At 42.0% G+C, this 18677-nt stretch carries 17 protein-coding genes and 1 pseudogene; 7 read left to right on the top strand and 11 right to left on the bottom strand.

Translation table 11 applies throughout. From position 1 onward, the window contains the following. Position 1: 1 nt before the first annotated feature. The 6 genes from GWP40_RS07300 to GWP40_RS07275 form a co-directional block, all read right to left on the bottom strand. Positions 2 to 307 (bottom strand): Asp-tRNA(Asn)/Glu-tRNA(Gln) amidotransferase subunit GatC, encoded by a 306-nt coding sequence (locus tag GWP40_RS07300; protein WP_212564794.1) that lies wholly within the window; start codon positions 305 to 307, stop codon positions 2 to 4. A 41-nt stretch (positions 308 to 348) separates the two neighbouring features. Beyond that, on the bottom strand, positions 349 to 2745 hold the full coding sequence (locus GWP40_RS07295) for a methyl-accepting chemotaxis protein (protein WP_212564793.1): 2397 nt from the start codon (positions 2743 to 2745) through the stop codon (positions 349 to 351). Positions 2746 to 2849: 104 nt separating this feature from the next. Beyond that, positions 2850 to 4220, bottom strand: coding sequence for an MFS transporter (locus GWP40_RS07290; protein ID WP_212564792.1), 1371 nt, complete (start codon positions 4218 to 4220; stop codon positions 2850 to 2852). Positions 4221 to 4227: 7 nt separating this feature from the next. Beyond that, a complete protein-coding gene (locus GWP40_RS07285) occupies positions 4228 to 4689 on the bottom strand; it encodes a SoxR reducing system RseC family protein (protein ID WP_230974324.1) in 462 nt (153 codons plus the stop codon). Between the two features lie 82 nt (positions 4690 to 4771). Further along, the gene (locus tag GWP40_RS07280) at positions 4772 to 6838 is read right to left on the bottom strand and encodes an adenylate/guanylate cyclase domain-containing protein (protein ID WP_212564791.1); all 2067 of its coding nucleotides are present in this window, start codon (positions 6836 to 6838) and stop codon (positions 4772 to 4774) included. Further along, the gene (locus tag GWP40_RS07275; RefSeq protein WP_212564790.1) at positions 6835 to 8715 is read right to left on the bottom strand and encodes an adenylate/guanylate cyclase domain-containing protein; all 1881 of its coding nucleotides are present in this window, start codon (positions 8713 to 8715) and stop codon (positions 6835 to 6837) included. The genes GWP40_RS07280 and GWP40_RS07275 overlap by 4 nt, the downstream gene beginning before the upstream one ends. Positions 8716 to 8906: 191 nt before the next feature. Between GWP40_RS07275 and GWP40_RS07270 the strand changes: the two genes are divergently transcribed. The 6 genes and pseudogenes from GWP40_RS07270 (at position 8907) to dnaB (ending at position 13434) form a co-directional block, all read left to right on the top strand. Continuing rightward, complete coding sequence (locus GWP40_RS07270) at positions 8907 to 9950, top strand: hypothetical protein (RefSeq protein ID WP_212564789.1); 1044 nt, start codon at positions 8907 to 8909, stop codon at positions 9948 to 9950. 158 nt (positions 9951 to 10108) lie between these two features. After that, a complete protein-coding gene (rpsF, locus tag GWP40_RS07265) occupies positions 10109 to 10390 on the top strand; it encodes a 30S ribosomal protein S6 (RefSeq protein WP_212564788.1) in 282 nt (93 codons plus the stop codon). 15 nt (positions 10391 to 10405) lie between these two features. Beyond that, positions 10406 to 10885: a single-stranded DNA-binding protein gene (ssb, locus tag GWP40_RS07260; RefSeq protein WP_212564787.1), complete on the top strand. Its 480-nt coding sequence runs from the start codon at positions 10406 to 10408 to the stop codon at positions 10883 to 10885. A gap of 12 nt (positions 10886 to 10897) precedes the next feature. Beyond that, positions 10898 to 11209: a 30S ribosomal protein S18 gene (rpsR, locus tag GWP40_RS07255; protein ID WP_212564786.1), complete on the top strand. Its 312-nt coding sequence runs from the start codon at positions 10898 to 10900 to the stop codon at positions 11207 to 11209. Between the two features lie 153 nt (positions 11210 to 11362). Further along, positions 11363 to 11962, top strand: coding sequence for a 50S ribosomal protein L9 (gene rplI / locus GWP40_RS07250; protein WP_212564785.1), 600 nt, complete (start codon positions 11363 to 11365; stop codon positions 11960 to 11962). Positions 11963 to 12104: 142 nt separating this feature from the next. Continuing rightward, positions 12105 to 13434 (top strand): annotated as a pseudogene (dnaB, locus tag GWP40_RS07245) (replicative DNA helicase). 49 nt (positions 13435 to 13483) lie between these two features. Here dnaB and GWP40_RS13260 read toward each other — a convergent pair. Together GWP40_RS13260 and GWP40_RS13255 are read right to left on the bottom strand one after the other, a co-directional pair. Next, positions 13484 to 13993, bottom strand: a complete 510-nt coding sequence (locus GWP40_RS13260; RefSeq protein ID WP_330997243.1) for a CapA family protein — start codon at positions 13991 to 13993, stop codon at positions 13484 to 13486. After that, positions 13879 to 14733: a CapA family protein gene (locus tag GWP40_RS13255; protein WP_269140237.1), complete on the bottom strand. Its 855-nt coding sequence runs from the start codon at positions 14731 to 14733 to the stop codon at positions 13879 to 13881. Before GWP40_RS13255 ends, GWP40_RS13260 begins: the two co-directional genes overlap by 115 nt. 136 nt (positions 14734 to 14869) lie before the next feature. Between GWP40_RS13255 and GWP40_RS07235 the strand changes: the two genes are divergently transcribed. Continuing rightward, complete coding sequence (locus GWP40_RS07235; protein WP_230974323.1) at positions 14870 to 15436, top strand: hypothetical protein; 567 nt, start codon at positions 14870 to 14872, stop codon at positions 15434 to 15436. A gap of 262 nt (positions 15437 to 15698) precedes the next feature. On the opposite strand, the gene GWP40_RS07230 is transcribed toward GWP40_RS07235, so the two are convergent. From GWP40_RS07230 to murG, 3 genes are read right to left on the bottom strand one after another with little or no spacing between them, the layout of a single operon-like run. Further along, positions 15699 to 17000, bottom strand: a complete 1302-nt coding sequence (locus GWP40_RS07230; RefSeq protein WP_212564784.1) for a hypothetical protein — start codon at positions 16998 to 17000, stop codon at positions 15699 to 15701. 14 nt (positions 17001 to 17014) lie between these two features. Continuing rightward, the gene (locus tag GWP40_RS07225) at positions 17015 to 17503 is read right to left on the bottom strand and encodes a CvpA family protein (protein ID WP_212564783.1); all 489 of its coding nucleotides are present in this window, start codon (positions 17501 to 17503) and stop codon (positions 17015 to 17017) included. After that, entirely contained in the window at positions 17500 to 18624 is a 1125-nt protein-coding gene (murG, locus tag GWP40_RS07220) for an undecaprenyldiphospho-muramoylpentapeptide beta-N-acetylglucosaminyltransferase (protein ID WP_212564782.1), read from the bottom strand. The genes GWP40_RS07225 and murG overlap by 4 nt, the downstream gene beginning before the upstream one ends. Between the last annotated feature and the right edge of the window lie 53 nt (positions 18625 to 18677).

Raw genomic sequence — 18677 nt, 5'->3', positions numbered from 1 at the left:
ATCACACTCCACTCCCGAGAACTTTAGGCACACGGAAATAGCCGTCCATATATTCACTCGACATCTTCTTCAAATCCGACTGTGTTATGCCTGCTACAATAGTATCGCGGCGGAGTAACCCTTCCGAAATCATTGCAGTGTCGTCTGCCTCGGTAGGCACGTCATACTTTTTGAGAATATCGAAATATTCAACAATTTGACCAACCTGTCCGGCAATAGACTCCATGTCGCTGTCGTTAGAAGAAAGGCGCGAAAGATAGAGTAAATTGTCAAATACTTCAGGAGTAATTTTACTGTTTTGAGCCATCGTTTTTCCTTAATCCATAAATATTTAAACCGAAAATACGATTAGATTTCCGGGACTTCATTTTCATCCGGACATGTTTCCCGATTTTGAGAGGATACCCGATTTAAACGGCTGATAATTTCACGTGTTTGTTCTTGCGATTCTGCCGTTTTTGAAAAAATGCGTATTAGGCTGGTGATATTATCAACCATTGCATCAATTTCAGCATTAACCTTTTCGGTAGCTTGCGTTAAACGGTCAAAACTGGTAACCGTATTTTCCCGTGTTTCGATAATTTTGCTGTTTTCATTCTTCAGCGCCGTCATTTCTTCCAACACTTCTTTCAACGTTTGTTCCATTCTGGTCGTATGAGCATCCGTATGCCCGATAAAGGTTGCAATTTCTGCAAGCATATGCTCGAAATCGGTTACTTTATTGCTGATATCGGCAAAACTCTGAGCTAAAATATCCGCAGCAGAAGCAGTTTCGTCGATAGAAGTGGTGATTTGTTTAATAATCTTTCCGGTTGAATCCGATTCGGCAGACGCCCTCTCAGCCAAATTTCGAATTTCTTCAGCAACAACGGCAAACCCTTTTCCGGCATCACCTGCATGGGCAGCTTCGATAGCGGCATTCATTGCAAGCATATCAGTCTGCTCCGCGACCTGTGTTATCAACTGGTTGGTTTCAAGCAAAACTGCAGAGCGGGCGGTAATGTCGGATATCGTCTTAGTCATCTTTGAAAAGTTCGTTTTTCCGACTTCATTTGCTTGGAAGATATTTATGAAGTTATCTTGAATAACCTTGAATTTTTCCGTTAACAGTTTTGTGTTTTGGATTAAGTCCGTAAGCTTATCCATCGCATCCTTCGATTTTTCACTTTGATGCGTAATCTTCGTATCTAAACCTTCAAGGAACGTATTTAAATAGTTAGTATTGGTTTCCGTATCAATCAAACTTGTTTTCTGTGAGGATACCTCTTCGAGTACTAACTTAATATAGCTTGAAATTTTATCAACATAAGACTGAGCGTTGTGCATATTCGAAGTCAACACGCTATCTTCGTTTGCCAAATCTTCGATAACCTTTTTAATTTCGGTGATAAATGTACCCAATTGATCGGAAGAAGCAATGACTTTATCACGCATCAACTCACTCTCTCGCTTTTCAAAATAAAATATTCTGGCAAACGACACTGCCTGAATCAGTAGGAAAAAGAGGAGCCCGAAGGGGAGCGTTGCCGATATCTGAATAATATCCATCCCTTCAAGGATATCGATCACAGAGGTAATTATCAACGCGGCAAATCCAATTGCAATAAACGATGCCTCTTGTTCTTTTTTATAAATAAGCCGCACGATAAGATACAGAATATAAAAAACTTCAAACAGGCAAATAATTTGGTGTACAAAAAGGAAGGATGTAAAAAAAGAACCTTTTGTAACAAGCGTTAGAATTCCATATAGAAGACCTTCGGAAACCCAGACAATGACAATCGCCTTATGAATATATTTCTTATATAGTTCATAAAAGTATAAGATGACGGGAACTGAAACAGTTGCAAAAGTAAAGTAATCCATACGGAGTGTTGTCATCCAAGACAAGCCGAATAAATCGCATCCAATCATCGTCCCTGTCGAGAGTATTCGTATCATAACGATAAATACGAGCATGGTAAAATACAAAATACTGATTTCTTTTGATCTGAAAATAAACAATATCAAATGGTAAAGACCGAGCGCTAACGCAAAGCTGAAAATCATTGCTTCGATAAGCTTACGTTGATATATGGACGATTCGAGGACGGATGTTTTATTAAGGATAACAGGATTGTATATACCCTGTTTTTTGTGATCAATACTCTTTATTTGAATCAAAAGGTCGATCTGCGTTTCGCCCGAGGGTAATACAAAACAAGAAGATTGCGCATCTGTAAGTTTTCTTCCGGAAGGATTATATGCATCAAGTTTTACGCCGTTTGCAAAAACTGTCAGCGAAGGGAATCGGTTTTTCAGATACACCGAAAGAGAAGGTGCTCCTTTGGGCAACAGTAGTCTTATGGTATATGTCGCATATCCGTTTGAAGGATAGGCCTTACCTTGTCCCGCTTTTTCAGCTGCCCAAGAAGACGGCACCGACATATAGACAGAGGGTTCTTTCCAATCTTCCAGAAATTCGTTCCAGAAAAAGCCATAAGTACCGTTAAGCATCACTTTACCCTGAGTGTCAAAGTTCCAGTTACGTAAATCGATAACACCACGTTGTACCGTAGGGACACTTTCTGCATAGACAGCGGTGCCCAAGCCCAAAAAAATAAAGGTCGTCAATACGACCGACAAAAAATACTTTTTATTATAGAAAGCTTTTTTAAACAGTGAACCGAGGCGGTATACCATAGCAGAAGCGGGACAAATCACTTCGGTATATTTTGCACCGGGACGAGAAATTAATTCTTTCATGCTGTAACTCTCCATAGGTATGCCGTTATCACAAAAGGACGATACTCCCCCCATGATATGGACCGGCTATTTTGAATGCGCTTAGTATAGACCAAAAATATGAATTATGCTAGCGCCTTTCTTTTTTTATCGATGGGGTAAAAATGAATGAGTATAAAGCCTAATAGACACACGGCAGCGGCGATCGGCCCTGCAATAAGTCTGATAGCAAATATCGTATCGGAGGACTGGAGTATATCGGCGCGATATCCCGCAGCGCTGAGGATTAAACCTGAAACACCGGTCGAAACAGCCTGCCCGAGCTTACTGGCAAATGTCCACACTCCGTAATAACAGCCCTCGTTGTGTACCGTATCAGATTGCCACACAATCGCATCAGGCAACATTGCCCAAGGCGTCGCAAAAGCAAAACCCACCCCAACTCCTGCACATACGAACAACAAAGCAAGACCGATTAATCCGATACGGTGTCCTATAAAAAAGATTACCATCGTAGAAATACACAATACGGCAAGCCCTATGCGGTAGGAAACATTTTTCCCCAGCACATTTGAGCATTTTGCCGCAACAGGAATCGAAATAATAGCGGTTATCAGCAATAGCCCCATAATCGTACTTGAAAATGATTCCGCTTGGTAAATGTATTTTAGGTAATACACAACCATTCCCTGCAAAAAATTGAGCGCAGTAATATGCAGCACAAAAACTGCCAGCAACACTGTGTACGCGGAATTTTTAAATACCGAGCGGTAGGCGGAAAAGAACGCTCCTGTTTTTTTCTTACCGTTTTTAGGCGGTGCAGCAGACTCTCGCACTGAAAAAAAGGTGATAAGCGTTGCTATTATGATAATACCGCCGATAGCTGCCCCTGCAACCGAGAAGCCTGAGGCTTTAGACGGAAACATATTGACAATCGGCACCACAATAACAGCACCCATTATCGTACCGATTCCGGCGCACAAAAAACGGTAGGCATTTAACGAGGTTTGTTCGTTATAATCCGAGGTTAATTCGGGGGTTAAAGCAGAATACGGAATATTCACGAGGGTCATCGTCGTATTTACCAAACAAAGCATCAACAATGCCCACCAAAACAGCGCCGTTTGACCGGTAAACGAAGGCTTGGTAAAAAACAGCCAAAGCGAAAGACCGAACGGAAGCGCTCCGAACAAGAGATACGGACGGCGCCTACCGAATCGGGAACGAGTGTTATCGGAAAGAAAGCCGACAATAGGGTCGGTAACCGCATCCCATATTTTCGCCACCATAATGGCGATGCCGGCAAGAGCGGGCGCCAGATACACCGTATCGGTAAGATAGGTCAGCGTCCAAAATCCCATCGCCGTAAAAAACAGATTTCCACCGATGTCGGCAATGCCAAAACCGATTTTTTTTCGTACCGGCAACCGTACATCGGCTAAGCATACTTCGGTTATCGGGACTTCTGCACTATCGGCAATGTTTTTTTTATTCATAGTTTTCTTACTCATAAACGATAACAATCTGCGGAAGCGCCCGCTCTTTTAAGATACGGCTTATGCCAAAAGCGATAGCTGCCCCTACGGCAAGACCGGCAGCGATACCGGCTAAAGCCAGCGATTCGTTATGCGTTTGCAAAAAGATTACCGTAAAGAAAAGCATCGAAAGCACGAGCGGAATACCGACTGCGCACAGCCCCTGAAAGCGGGCGGCCTTCTCGGAAATAAAGACACCGACCTTGTTTCCAATCCATAAATCTTTTCCCGAAACGTTCAGCGCATCGACGATGTTGCCCTGTACAACCAGCAAACCGTCTTTACTGCCTCCGCCACAGGCATGACACCCGCCGCCGCATGACGCGCATCCGCTGCGACTATCGGTAGATTTAATGGAACAAAGATCTGCTTCGGGCGTATCGTATTCAATAGTCGCAATCTGCATGCCGTTCCGTTTCGTTATCGGCATACGTATCACTCTTCCTATTCTTTCCATTAAAAGACCCTCCAAAATCAGTCGAATCGGCAATATGTGGGTTCATCTAAGCCACTTAAAGGTTATAGATTGTCTCCTGTATCACTTTTTGATAATACAGCGCTAACGGATCATCGGGAAATAGTTCCAATGATTTTGCAATATATGTTTGGGCGTTGGCATAGTTTTTTTCTTTGATTCTTTTTAACGCTTTTTCAATATATGAGGCGGTCTTTTGTTTTTTACTCTGAATATCAGGCGTATCACAATCATATACTTCATAAATAACAGTTTGTTCCGTTTCACCAATAACCGGCGAGTTTTGAATACAGCGTATGTGAAAATCTTCAGGATGCTGAAGTGATTTAAAAATCGATTCGGAAATAATAATGGTGTTGGAATAAACTTTTGTTGCAGCCTGTAATTCTTCTGCCGTATAGCAGGTATTCGAAATAACAACGCTGTCTAACCGGCTGTCACTTCCGATAATGCCTAAAAGGATATTTCCGGTATCAATTCCTATTCCTGCCCTAATTGCAGGAAGATTTCCCAATCGTATATTTTCTTCTTGTAACTTTTTCTGAATTTCAACACCGCATGATACTGCCGCATCAGGCTTCTCGGAAAATAATGCGGTAAAACCGTCACCGAGAAATTTCATAATCACACCGCCGTATTTTCGAATAATAGGAGCAACTAACGCAAAATATTTATTAAGCAATATAAATACTTCATCAGGTTCAAGCTGTTCAGATATGCCGGTAAAAGACCGAATATCAATTGAAAGTACAGTCATGGACAATTCAGAGGAATCACCGGTATTTATTTCAGTAATACTGTTTTTTTGAAGAAACATCAGTAATTGATTGGGGAAAAATCGGCGCAACGCAGTTTGAATTTTTTTCAGTTCCTCTATCAGCTGTTCAATTTGATGTATTGCATTCGCATATCCGTCAATACTCATAATAACGGTGATAATAATTGCAACCATTGCACCTTCTTGTAAGCGTAATTTACCCGAGACCACCCATAAGCTAACCAGTGTATCATATAATGCAAAACCGGCAAGAATACCTAATACCACAGCAATCCATATAGCAGATTTTTTTCTTTTAACTAATGCACGGATAACAATCACCGCATCATAAATGATAGCAATGAATATAAGCGCTTGTTGTATATATAAATACTGGGATACAAGAAGTGTCGGTGCAATAACAATAAAAGCAATTGATAATAGGCAAAGTGCGATAATCCCCCGATAAACAAATTTATACTGAATATTAAAAATCTTATTAATAAATATCGTAAAAAATAATGCTGCTAATGGCATGGAAGAATAGCGTACAATAAAATACAACTTCCATGGAATTGCAGGCCAAATATAAGCGAGAATATGCGGATAAAATACGCTAACTCGGATACTAATCGTTATAGCAGTAAATGCAAACCATAGTATATAAGGCATTTTTTTATAATTTAAATGCAGCATGATAAAGAACATACTGAACAATAGCAGTACCGTTGATGCAATATTATAAGATAAAAGATTGAATACAAAAGAGTCGTTTACAATATCCGCAGAACCGAGGATAATCGATTTGTCTGTTCCTCCATACCGGTTATGAAAATTGGATATATTCACAATAATATCAGCCGTACCGTTTTTTGACGGCTTAAAAGTTGCAATACTGATTGTTTTTCCGGGTATTTCCGTTTTTGTCGAAATGCCGGGTTGTCCCTGCCCTGCCCTATCAGCACCGTTAATAACAATAGTACAACTTGAAAGAATATGATTTACTTGGAGAGCATATACTTTATTAGGATTGAGCCCTACCACACGCAGCCCGTATGAGGCATATCCAAAGTCGCTTTTCAGTGCAGTTTCACTGAGTTTACCCGGTAACGGTGCATATAACGGTCGTGTGTTATCCCTAAAATAATAGAACTGATGAGGGGTAAAATGCCATTGACCTTTAATGTTGAATATATCCCGATCGTTATGCGCCGGCAGTGTTAATAACCCATACTGAGCCGTTACCGTATGTTCCCTAAGGTTCTGTATCGGCTTTTCTCTAGTAATAAACGTTAGTATGAGGAACATAAAAAGAAAGGGAGACGCGCCGAGAAGTATCTTTTTCATAGTAGATTAACCTCATAAACATTTATTAAATTTCTCTTACCATGGAACTTTATTTTTCCGTAATAAAAGCATGTATGGGTGCGCCAATAACTTTCGAGAAGCTGCTCCCTAACAGTTTCACTAATAATGATATTAACTTTTTGTTCAGTTGCATAGTTGTACATTCGAGAAGAAATATTTACCACATCGGAAATAACCGTTGTGTCCATTCGCTCCGGCTCACCGATAGTACCCATCATTAATTTTCCATAATGAATCCCTGATGATATCTGAAGCAGCGATAAGGATTGTTTCTGCCTATGCATATTAATTTTTCTAATAAGCTGTGTAATCTCAATAATACAATCTACTGTTTCTTCTGCAGTGCCATAAAAAAGAACCATTAATCCATCTGTTAAATACTTATCAATAAATCCGTTATATTTTTTAATAATAGGATTAGCAGCCTGAATGATGGTGTTATATAAAATTAACAGTTCTTCACGTGCTCTGCTTGATGAAAGTTTGGATTTAATACCGAGATGGATAAAAGCGATAAACATATTTTTATCAATATTATCACCAAGTGAAACATCCGTAACGTTTTTCTTATTTAAAAATTGCAAGAACTCATCCGGAAAGAATCGTTGAAAAGATATATTTGTCTTTTGGATTGATTCGATCATCTGTTCCTGTGTTTTAAAAGCTGCGGAAAAATGCTTGATAACAATAAACGCCATCGGAATCATCAACAGTAATACTCCAAAATGAGAAATAAAGGGAGCATTAATAATACCGTTTGAAATTAAACCATCAAATATTGCCGCACTGATAAACAATAAAAATGAAATTAAAAATGTCAGTGCGAACGGTTTTCGTTTAATTAACGCATGAGCAACCACTGTACATACGATTGATGAAAGGAATAAAATATAGATCTGTACAATCAGTAATGCTCCGACGAATACCGGTATTGGCGTAATGAGAGTCATTAAACCGTACAGGAGCAACGGAATAGTCAAAAAATAAAAAATTTTTGACGGTTTTTTGATAAACAGATTAAGAATAAAAAGGAATGTAAAGACAGCACACAGGGGAAACGTCAAATACCCTACCCTGTACATAATATCCGTCGATACATTCGGAAAAAAATCTCTTAATAAAAAATCATTGTAACAAAGTGTTCTAACAGCAAAGCTATAACACAGAAATCCGAAGATACCGGCAGTGGTTTCTTTCCGATAAAAGAGAAATAGAGAAACAAAGAAAGTAGCCATACTAAATAGGATAGAAAATATACCGGAGGAAACAAGCTTATCCGATACTGTTTTTGTTTGTAATGTTGAATAAAGACCGAAAAGGAAGGGCGTTTCTAAACCCGGATTTCTATCATGAAAATTCGACAAATGAATAACAATAGTCGCTTCAGTTTCATTATTGAGCGGCAATATAACCGTTTCCGAATGCCAATCAAATATTTCTTCTTTAAAACTCTTCCCGGGAACTCCCGATGTATAGAATAAGCTGCTGTTTAGATATACGGTAAAAGCCGATGAGGTACGTGTAAAATGAATCGCATATACTTTCTCGGACTCAAATCCGCGGATTCTAATTGCATACGAAGCATAGCCTTGTACCGGCTGGGGATGCGTATACGTTGTCCACCCAAATTCAATCGGCTGAAAATCCGTATACATCTCAAGAGGCATAACCGCAGAAACAAACTCTTTTTCCGCATAAGCCCATGAACCTTTTAGCGAATAGACCGTACCTTTATCGATATCTGATATATCATAAACTCCATTTGAGGCATAGAGTCTATCTTCCTTTGTACAAGAAATCGTATAAAGAGTCACGGTAAACAGCATAAGAATGAATACTCTGTTTTTAATTTTCACAATTAATCCTTGACTGTTGTATTACGGTACAGCTACTTTGCTAAATTTTCTTAATTTACTATATAAATGAGGTTGTGTCTAGGATGATTTCAAAAATGCATGGCAAACGCATCAGCCTGTTTTTTTAATTCATAATTAAGAATACCGGCAGGCTAAACACACTGAGAGTTATATGATATACTGTTTCTGCTGTGAAACGTATTAAGATTAATCATTTTTATATTATTTTATCTTTATGCTTTATTTTGTCGCGCCCCTGCCCTGCTCAGCCGCTTGCCGGTATTTGGGAAAACTCCGAACGTTTTATTGAATATACCGATAAAACAGACGAAACCGTAGAAGATACGCTGCGAATAGTCTTAAAGACCTATTACCGCTTTGTGTATGAGGATATGGGTACTTACCCTGCCAAGGTAAACCAAGAAGGCACGGGAAATATTTATTCGCTGCGTATTCGGTATCCCGGATATAAAGCTCCGGTACCTGCCGATGTATGGGTACATGGCAACGGATTATTTTCATCATTTTATAAAAAAGTTCCGTATAATCTTGTTACCGGTACACAGCAAAACGCTGCTCAATCGGAAACTGAGGAGACACCTGTAAATCCGCAATCGTCGGCTTCAGCCGCAACCGTTTTGGACGGTTTTTGGGTTGAACGAGGCTTTCGAGACGGCATCTTGATATATCAGCAGGAAGCTCCGGCATTTTTTGATGCTTTTTTCTTTAATGGAACACAGTATATCAAATTCCGCTATTGGACGGGCGATTTTGAATACAAAAAAAAATATGCAGGATTTGCATTCGATGACGGATTACAAGTAACCGTACCTAAGTTTATCCGACAATATGATACCATATACAGCTGCATAACCGATAATGGTTCAAAACTCAAAAACTATGAGAAAGGGGGTGTATCAATCACTGATAGCAGTAATGGTATACGACAGCTGACACTTACCCCTCAAGGAGGCGGGCCGGGAACTCATGCGGTAGGCGATGTGTATCCGAATCAGAAATACCTGAAGGTACAAGGGCTTCCTTTATATTATGATGAATCGGATGGCGCTTTTGCATTGGGCGAGCCTTTTTTAACCCGATCATCAATTTCAGACCTGCAAGAAGAGATAACACGGCATAACAGCCTTAAACGGCCGCCGCCCGAACCGCTCCTTAAAGCAGACGAGCTCGATTTTTATTGGGAGCGGATTAAACAAATACGCAAGCAAGACTGAACTTCAACGGCATTGACTAAGTAAAACTTTTTATAGTATGCTTAATCTCTGTTTATAGTCTTTTATATATAAAAGGCTATAAATGCTATTTCGGGATAAAACCCGATAAATACTCCATCCCGCAGCAAATGCGGGGCTAATGGCCATCAGGAGGGCACATGAGAAAGTATGAATTGATGACTGTCTTTCCCATTGAGGAAGCACAGTTCAAGCCAGGCATTGAAGATGTTCGATCCGTTCTGGGGGACTTCAGTGTTCAAATTGATTCCGAAGATTCGTTCGGGGACCGCGAATTAACGTATGAAATCAAAAAAAGAACAAAAGGTCGCTATGTATTGTTCAATATCCATGCCGAACCGGATAAGATTATCGAAATAGACCGCAAGTTTAAGCTCAATCAAAACCTTTTGACTTTTTTATTTATCAAAATTGATGAATAATTCAGGAGGGCATTGATGGCAGATATAAACCACGTCGTACTTGTCGGTAGGCTTACCCGTGATGCAGAATTAAAATACACCCAAGGAGGGGCTGCCGTATGCAGGTTTTCGGTTGCAATTAACCGACGCCGGAAAAACGGTGAAGAATGGGTTGAAGAAGCAAACTACTTCGACATCGTGCTTTGGGGCAGACAGGGCGAAGCGCTTAATCAATACCTTGTAAAAGGAAAGCAGGTCGCTGTTGAAGGCGAACTTCGTCAAAACCGATGGGAACAGGACGGGCAGTCCCGCAGTAAAGTAGAAGTTATCGCGAATAATCTCCAGCTTTTAGGGGGCGGTTCCGGAAGCGGCCAGCAGGTGAATACCGGCAATCGGGAGACATATCAGCGATCAAATGCACCTTCGGCATATCAGGCTCGGCAAAATACACCGCCGTCTAATGACGGTTATGAAGCCGATTTTGATAACGCCAATTATGACAATATTCCATTCTAAGGAGAATCAAACATGGCAGATGAAACACTGAATACCACTGAAGTAGATACAAATACACAGGAAAATCCCCGCGAAGGCGGAGGAGAAGAACGGCAGAGTAATAAAAAAGGAAAGATGTTTTTCCGTAAAAAGGTTTGCCGCTTCTGCGCTCAGAAAGCAAAAATCGATTATAAAGACCCCGATTCTTTACGGCGCTTTATTACCGAACGCGGAAAGATTTTGCCGCGCCGCATTACCGGCACCTGTGCAAAGCATCAGCGTAAGCTCGCGCTCGAAATTAAGCGTGCACGTGCGCTTGCGTTGCTTCCTTACGTTGTAGACTAAGGTCCTACACGGGGCTGTCCAAAAACTAACCGACTTTTGAGACATCCCCAAGTAATTAAATTATCCGTCGCCGGATTCCAACTCCTGGGATGCAGGGCGGTTGTCGTTTTTATTATTATGTACCATTATAACGGTACGCTTAAGGAGCTTGAAATGAAAGTAATTTTAAATGAGGATGTCAAATACCTCGGAGAAGAGGGCGATATTAAGGACGTTGCCAAGGGCTATGCCCGTAACTATCTATTTCCGCGGAATTTAGCGGTTCCCTGCAACTCTTTCACCCTTGCCCATTTTGAAAGCCGCAAGGAAGAAATAGAGCAGCGGAAGGCTGTTAAACGGCAAAATGCAGCAGGTCTAAAAGAGCAGCTTGAAGCATTAACGCTCACCATTGTAATGCCTGCAGGTCCCAACGGGAAGTTGTACGGTGCCGTTACCAACCAAACGATTTCCGACGAGTTGCAAAAACTCGGATTCGAAATCGAACGCAAGCGTATTGAGCTGCCCGGTCTTACCTTCAAAAGTGTTGGGCATTATAATGCGACCCTTAAACTATATGAAGCGGCCGTTGCGGTACTCCCCGTTGTGGTAGAAGCTCAACCTGAGGCTGAAAAAACGGTCGAAGCAAAACCTGAGAAGCGTTCGCACCGCCGTAAGGAAGAAGCTGAAGCAGAGCCGGAAGCATCGGCAGAGGCTCAAGCCGAAGTCGGCCAAGAAGAAGTAAAAGCAGAAGAACCTGCCGAAACGCAAGAATAACCTACTTCTCTTGTATTTATTATTAGAGAGAAAACGGTGTAGCATCCCAATCACAAAAGAGAAGTTCTATTCAAGGACTTCTCTTTTATTTTTTTTAGAGCATATAAATACAATTAATATAAAAACGATCGAGGAAAACAAAATGTCGGATATGATAAAGCAGCTTTCTTCTTCATTAAAAGATAAAATACCGCCGAATAATACTGAGGCGGAAATAGCCGTACTCGGAGCTATTTTACTTGACTCGGATGCTATCGGAACGGTTTTACAGTATATCCGCGCCGAAAGTTTTTATACGATTGCTCACCAAAAAATCTTTCAGGCTGCTGTCGATCTTTATAATAAAGGGCAGAATGTCGATATCCTTGTGATTAGTGAGCATCTGAGACAGGAGGGTCTTCTTGATTCCGTAGGCGGCACCGCTTATATTGCTTCGCTTACAGATGCTGTTCCCAGTACCGCGAATGTTACCTATTATGCAAAAATTGTCCTCGATGCAGCGATTCGTAGATCACTTCTAAGAGTTTCGCATCAGATTTATGCCGATGTCTTTGATCAAACCGTTGCCTACTCTTCCGTACTGGAACAGGCACAGAAAAATATCTTCGATTTAACCGATGCGGGGCAATCGGCGACCTTCCATACTCCGAAAGATCTTATCCTTGAAGCTATTGAGATCATCGAAGCGCGTGCGAAACACCGCGATGAGTTTTCCGGTATCCCTTCCGGTTTTGAATTTTTAGATAGCCTTACCAGCGGCTTCCAAAACTCGGAGCTTATTATCATCGGGGCGCGCCCCTCAATCGGAAAAACAGCGTTGGCGCTTACCATTGCCGATTATATTTCGGTAACAAAAAAAAATACCTTCGGCTTTCTTTTCGCTTGAAATGTCCAATATGCAGCTGATACACCGTTTATTCTCTCTGGAATCACGGGTATCGTCTTCCAAAATCCGTTCCGGCAATTTGCAGAGCGCTGATTTTGCAAAACTACAAGATGCAGCGGGTAGGCTCTACGATGCCCCGCTCTATATCGTCGATATGCCCAATATGAAGCTGCTTGATTTACGGGCGATGGCGCGGCAGCTCTGCTTGCAGGAAGGGGTAAAAATTATCTTTATCGACTATCTCGGCTTAATTTCTTCGGAAAATAATGCGATTCCACGTCATGAGCGTTTTGCAGAGATTTCTCAATCACTGAAAAGCCTTGCCCGTGAGCTCAACATTCCCGTCATAGCGCTGTCACAGGTAGGCCGCGATGCCGAAGGAACTGCGCCGACGCTTGCAAACTTACGGGAGTCCGGCGCGATTGAACAAGATGCCGATGTCGTTATGTTTTTACACCGAGAAAAACGGGAAAGTCCCGACACCGAACTGATTGTTGCAAAACAGCGTAACGGTCCTGTTGCGACCATCAACCTTGAGTTCATCAGTGAATGTACCCGTTTTGTTTCTAAGGCGCGGAACGGATAGCGCTGCTGGAGATAGCTAATCTACAGCAAACCTCTTCCCCAAAAAAGCCTTATTCGGCTGGCGAATTTATCGGGAGATATTCCTTCATAAGCTCAAACCGCTTTGTAAAATATTTTTTGTCTTTTTCGTTAAGCGTATCAATCCACTCTTGCGTAAAACGCTTGACAACCGGATATTCCGGTTCATTGTATTGGGTTATCAGCAGAGGAGTAACCGAAAAATCCGCCCTACCTGCTTCGTTCCGTGTACACATTAATTGCAGCATCACGGCATCGCCGGTATATTCCCGATAAAACTCAGGATCATCATACCGAGTGTGCCAACGCTGCCCTGAAATAAAATTCCCCATAGAATACATACAAAAGACCTTACACTGCTCCGAAATAGTAACGGCAGTATCGTTAACAGTAGTATTCGGTAAAAGTAAAGACCGTTCGACAGTGATTATCTCCCATGTCTGCATAACATGCGGATGATGTGCCCAAATAATGTCGACGCCCGCTTCTCCGAGCTGTTTAAACCACTTTTTTTTTTCGACTCGGAAACAGTTCGCCCATATTCTGGTTCATTGAGATGAAGACCCAATACAAATAAATCGCAAGGATATCGGTTGCGAGCCTCTTTAATGAGCGAAAGGAGCGCTGCCCTGCCCTGCTTTGTAGGTGCACTGTAATAAAGCCGATCCTTTGATGCATCATAAGAATTTAAAATCTCGGTAACGGAGCAAAAAAGGATATTCCACCCTTTATAGACAAAAGGGGTTGCTTGTATGTGGTCGTTTACAGAGTCTTTTAAGCCGGAAAAAGCGAGAAATGGAGGAAGTGAAGCTTCGGCAGCGAGCCGTTCTTTTTGTACTGTCCGTACCGCAGCAAGCGTTCCGTCAATACCGGTTGTACCGTGATCGTTCGTATGGTTATTTGCAAAGCTCAACACATCAAAACCTGCTTGAACGGCAGCGCGTAAATACGGCGTGTGTACATTAAAGCTAGGATAGGTCGAAAGCGGCAACGCATCGCATACCGGTGTTTCGATATTTACAAAACTTAAATCATCATTATGTAATATTTTTTCAACATCTTTGTATATTAAATCATACTCATTCATATTGAAATTCACTGTATGAGCCATCAGATCGCCTGCAAAGGTGAGTGCAAGCGGCAACGTATGGGAAGCGGAAGCGCTTTTGCTCGAAGATCGGTTATCATTCGTCGAAGGAACGCCATCATCTTGACTGGCTGGGCTATCACCGGTTTGCAGAGAAGCGGCGCTCACACAACATGAAAAAAGGATCGGTAACATAAACAAAAATACGGCTTGTCGGCGCATATACATATGCAAATCACTCCTAACCCCGTTAGTATGTGAGGAATATTAAAAATATTCAAGTTATTTTTATCCTTGCCTTTTTAGATAAAATATGATAAATTGTAGGCAAATGGATACAGTATCGCTTAATAACCTGGTATTTTCTAATACTGAAAACGGATCCGTTGAGCTGGATGCTACAACTCTTGCCGGATTAAAAAAGATGCCGGTCGATATATTCGATAACGTATATGTCGGTGATGTAAAGCCTCATGCACTTATCCTTTGTGTCGATGTACGTGGGTTCAGTAGTTTTCTCTGTTCACATGATGAAAAAGCCGTGTTTTCGCTTATTACCTCATTTACCTCAAACTTTTTATCCTGTGTAAACCAATTCGGATACGGATGTTCCTACTATAAGCTTCTAGGAGACGGCGCTTTAGTTATCTGGGATGAAACGACTCCGACGACGTTAGGTGAAGCCATTATGGTATTTCAAACCTATACCGAGTTTCTCGGCGAAGAACTGTTTAGGCCGTATCCAGAATTAGGGCTGGGCGGCGCCTTAGTAATGGAGCAGGTATATAAGTATGAAATTTCTGCAGAAGCATCCGCTTTAAAATACCGTGACTATGTCGGTTACGGTATAAATCTTGCCTGTCGGTTGCAAGGGCTTGCGCAAAAAAATCGGAGTTAATTATCAATAAAAAACTTGCAGACCTTAATGCCTTAACAACGGTAACTAAAGATGCTCCGGCACTGCTGGAGGAGGCCAAACGGTTGAAAGGTGTTTTTGCTGAAGATAAGTATCCGTTATATTTTTATGCAGGCGTAAATCCGGCAAATACATTTGGGTTATAATTCCTATTAAGGCAACCGCACGCTGGAAATATTGTAAGAGGGGTTCCCCCTTTGTGCGAAATTTCAGTTAAAATTTCGCACCGTTTGCTGACAATTTTCTATGTAAAAGCGATTTGTTCACTCAGTGTTTCCAGCGCTGCTTGAGGGGTGCCGTTAAAAATATCTACCGATTGCATGGCTTTGTGAATAAACTGAGAAACAGCAACAGAGCTTTCCAATTCGTGCGGTGTGCATACGCCGGTGTGAATACTTTCCTGTAAAAAAGCAATAACCGCTTCTAAAAACAGCGCATATATCCGGCGCGGTTTGCAATTATTCAACAGTTTCAGTACAGCCGTAATCGATGGTTCATGACTTGACGGATGTTCTGCTCGATAAGCCGTAAGCTTTTGAATAAGCACTGTAAATCGGCTTTTTTGCTGCTCTCCCCTATGTAAGCAATATTCCCAAAAGAGCGCAGCAGCTTCCCGAATATATTCGGGGGAAACAGGCAAAAAACTCTGCAAGTACGAAACAATGCGGATCGGCTGCGATGGAGATACGGCCGTACAAAAATGGTGATCGCGGAATACCCGCTCGATGACTGCCTGTTGATGTTCAGTATCCCGTTCGATGAACAGATAAGTCCGCACACGGGACAAAATAGTCGGGATAACGGCAGCGCGGCGCGCCGTAGTTAAAATAAAAACGGTATATTCGGGAGGCTCTTCCAATATTTTTAAAAATGCGTTTCGGGCAGACTCTTGCATTTTATCGGCATTTTCGATAATCAATACCTTTTTTTTACCGACAGGCATTAATCTCACCCATGCGGAGGCTTTCCGTACTTGATTAACAGGGAGCGTATCATACATACAATCTTCTTGCAATTTTTGGCAGAGATCGGTGATTTTTTCAGTCAGCTTTTCCAGTTTTTTTGCTTCTTCTTCCGATATGGTGGTTTCTATTGTACCATATCGGTCGATAAGATCGGTCAACGACTCTTCTATGTCAGCGAGAATCGGCGCCGCTTTAACAAAACGGGATTCATCCGTATCCCACAATCGGGAATCAAATCGGGAAGTAAGCTTGCGTACGGCTCGGACAAAAAGGTAGCGCGCTGCCGTAGTCTTTGCCGTACAGAGCGCATGGGCGGCAGCTTTTGTTTCAAGCACGGTATCTCGCGTTCCGAGGATTAAAAGATCGCTTGACGATAAGTCTTTATGCCGTTTGCAAGATTCACAGGTACATGTCCAGCTACCCGATTCGGTACACGAAAGAATCCGCGCCGTTTCCAATGCAGCAGTGAGTTTACCGCTTGATTCCGGCCCTGCAAAGAGTAATGCCGGAGGAACTTTCCCCTGCTCCAGCTCATCACTGACTAACTGAATAACCGGTTGTCCGAGTACATTTTCAAACATATATGCCTCTCACCTTAGATGCCGTTTTGGATTATCTGTAAGACATTACCGCTGTCTATCGGAAGAGGAATCAGTATCCGTACAATCATGCTGCGGGCGATAAGGGCATCGATATTAAAAAACGGCTGCAGCTGTAGAAGCGCTACGAGAATAATAAGGACAATATACGCTTCAAATAAACCCAAAAAGAACCCAAGCGCATGATCAAGGCTGTTTAAAATTTCATTATCGAAAACTGCGGATATCAGCATTTGAAGCAGTTTAACGGCGATAAAAACGACGATAAAAATCATAAAAAAAGCGATAAGCTTCATTGCTGTCGGAGAAAGTCCGCTCACCTTTGTGTGCAAAGAAAGCGGGCGATAAAACCAAAAGGCTACCGCAATTGCAAGCAAAAAAGCCGCCATTGAAAAAAACTCATCGACAAAACCCCGAACGGTAACCTTAATGATGACAATAATGCTGATAATCAATAACACCATATCAAGTATATTTATGCTCATTTTTCCGTTATCCATTGTTGTAAAAGATGTGCAATTTTGACTGCGGGTTTTTCATCGGCAAGAGCCGCCGATGCTTGAGCCATCGCTTGTAACTCTTGAGGGTTTTCTAAGAGCCGCGTTAGAATACTGCAAAGCGCGGCAGGCGTTGTATCTTTACCGGAAAGGGTGATTGCCGCCCCTTGTTCGGTAAAGAAATCCGCATTTTCAATTTGATCGCCGCGGCTGCTGCCTTTTTCAAGCGGTAATAACAACATCGGTTTCCCTGCCGCCGCAGCTTCCCAGATGGTGTTAGCGCCTGCGCGCGACATCACAAGATCGGAGGCAGCGAGGACATCCGGCATTTGCTCAACGATAAAAGGGAACGGTTTATACCGGTCGCTCAAATCAGGGCGTTCTTCCTTTAACCGTTTTTTAATCCGGTCTCCTTGGGCACGGTGCTGAGCGCCGGTTTGGTGCACAACAAAAAAAGACTCTGCTAAAAAAAGAATCGTTTGTTCTACCAATACGTTGATCTGGAGTGCGCCGAGGCTCCCCCCCTGTATAAACAGAATCGGCTTATCTCCGGTATATTGAATAAATGCTTTTCCTGCATCCGCATTGGCCTCATAAAAACGCATTCTTACGGGATTTCCCGTAACGGTAATTTTACGCTGCACTGCATTTGGAAAAAAACTTGCCGTTTTTGTGTATGAAACAAAAATTTGAGCGGCAAATCGGGTATTTATTTTTGTGGCAAGTCCGGGAGAAAAATCACATTCATGCGTAATAACCGGAATCTTGAGGCACCGCGCGGCAGCACACGGCGGCACCGACACAAAGCCCCCCTTAGAAAACACGAAGCTAGGCTTCAGTCTTAAAAGTATAATCAATGAGGCGAAAAATCCTCCGATAATTTTAAACACATCGATGAGGTTTTCAAGGCTGAAATATCGTCGGAGCTTTCCTGCCGGTATTCCGTAAAACGGGATATCCGCACTACACACATACGATCGATCGGTGCCGTTATTGGAACCTATCCAGATAATCGGTATCCCTGTTTCTTTTTTAAACACTTCTGCAACGGCAATACCGGGGAATATATGCCCTCCGGTACCTCCGCCGGTAAATATAACACAGCTCATAACTCGGCAAGTATACCAGAAAAAAGGCCGTCATACAATGCGCCGGATATTCC

Source organism: Treponema vincentii (assembly GCF_018336815.1).
GTDB lineage: Bacteria > Spirochaetota > Spirochaetia > Treponematales > Treponemataceae > Treponema.
Note: the sequence above shows the minus strand (reverse complement) of the source record. Positions and strands in the feature narration are given on the sequence as shown.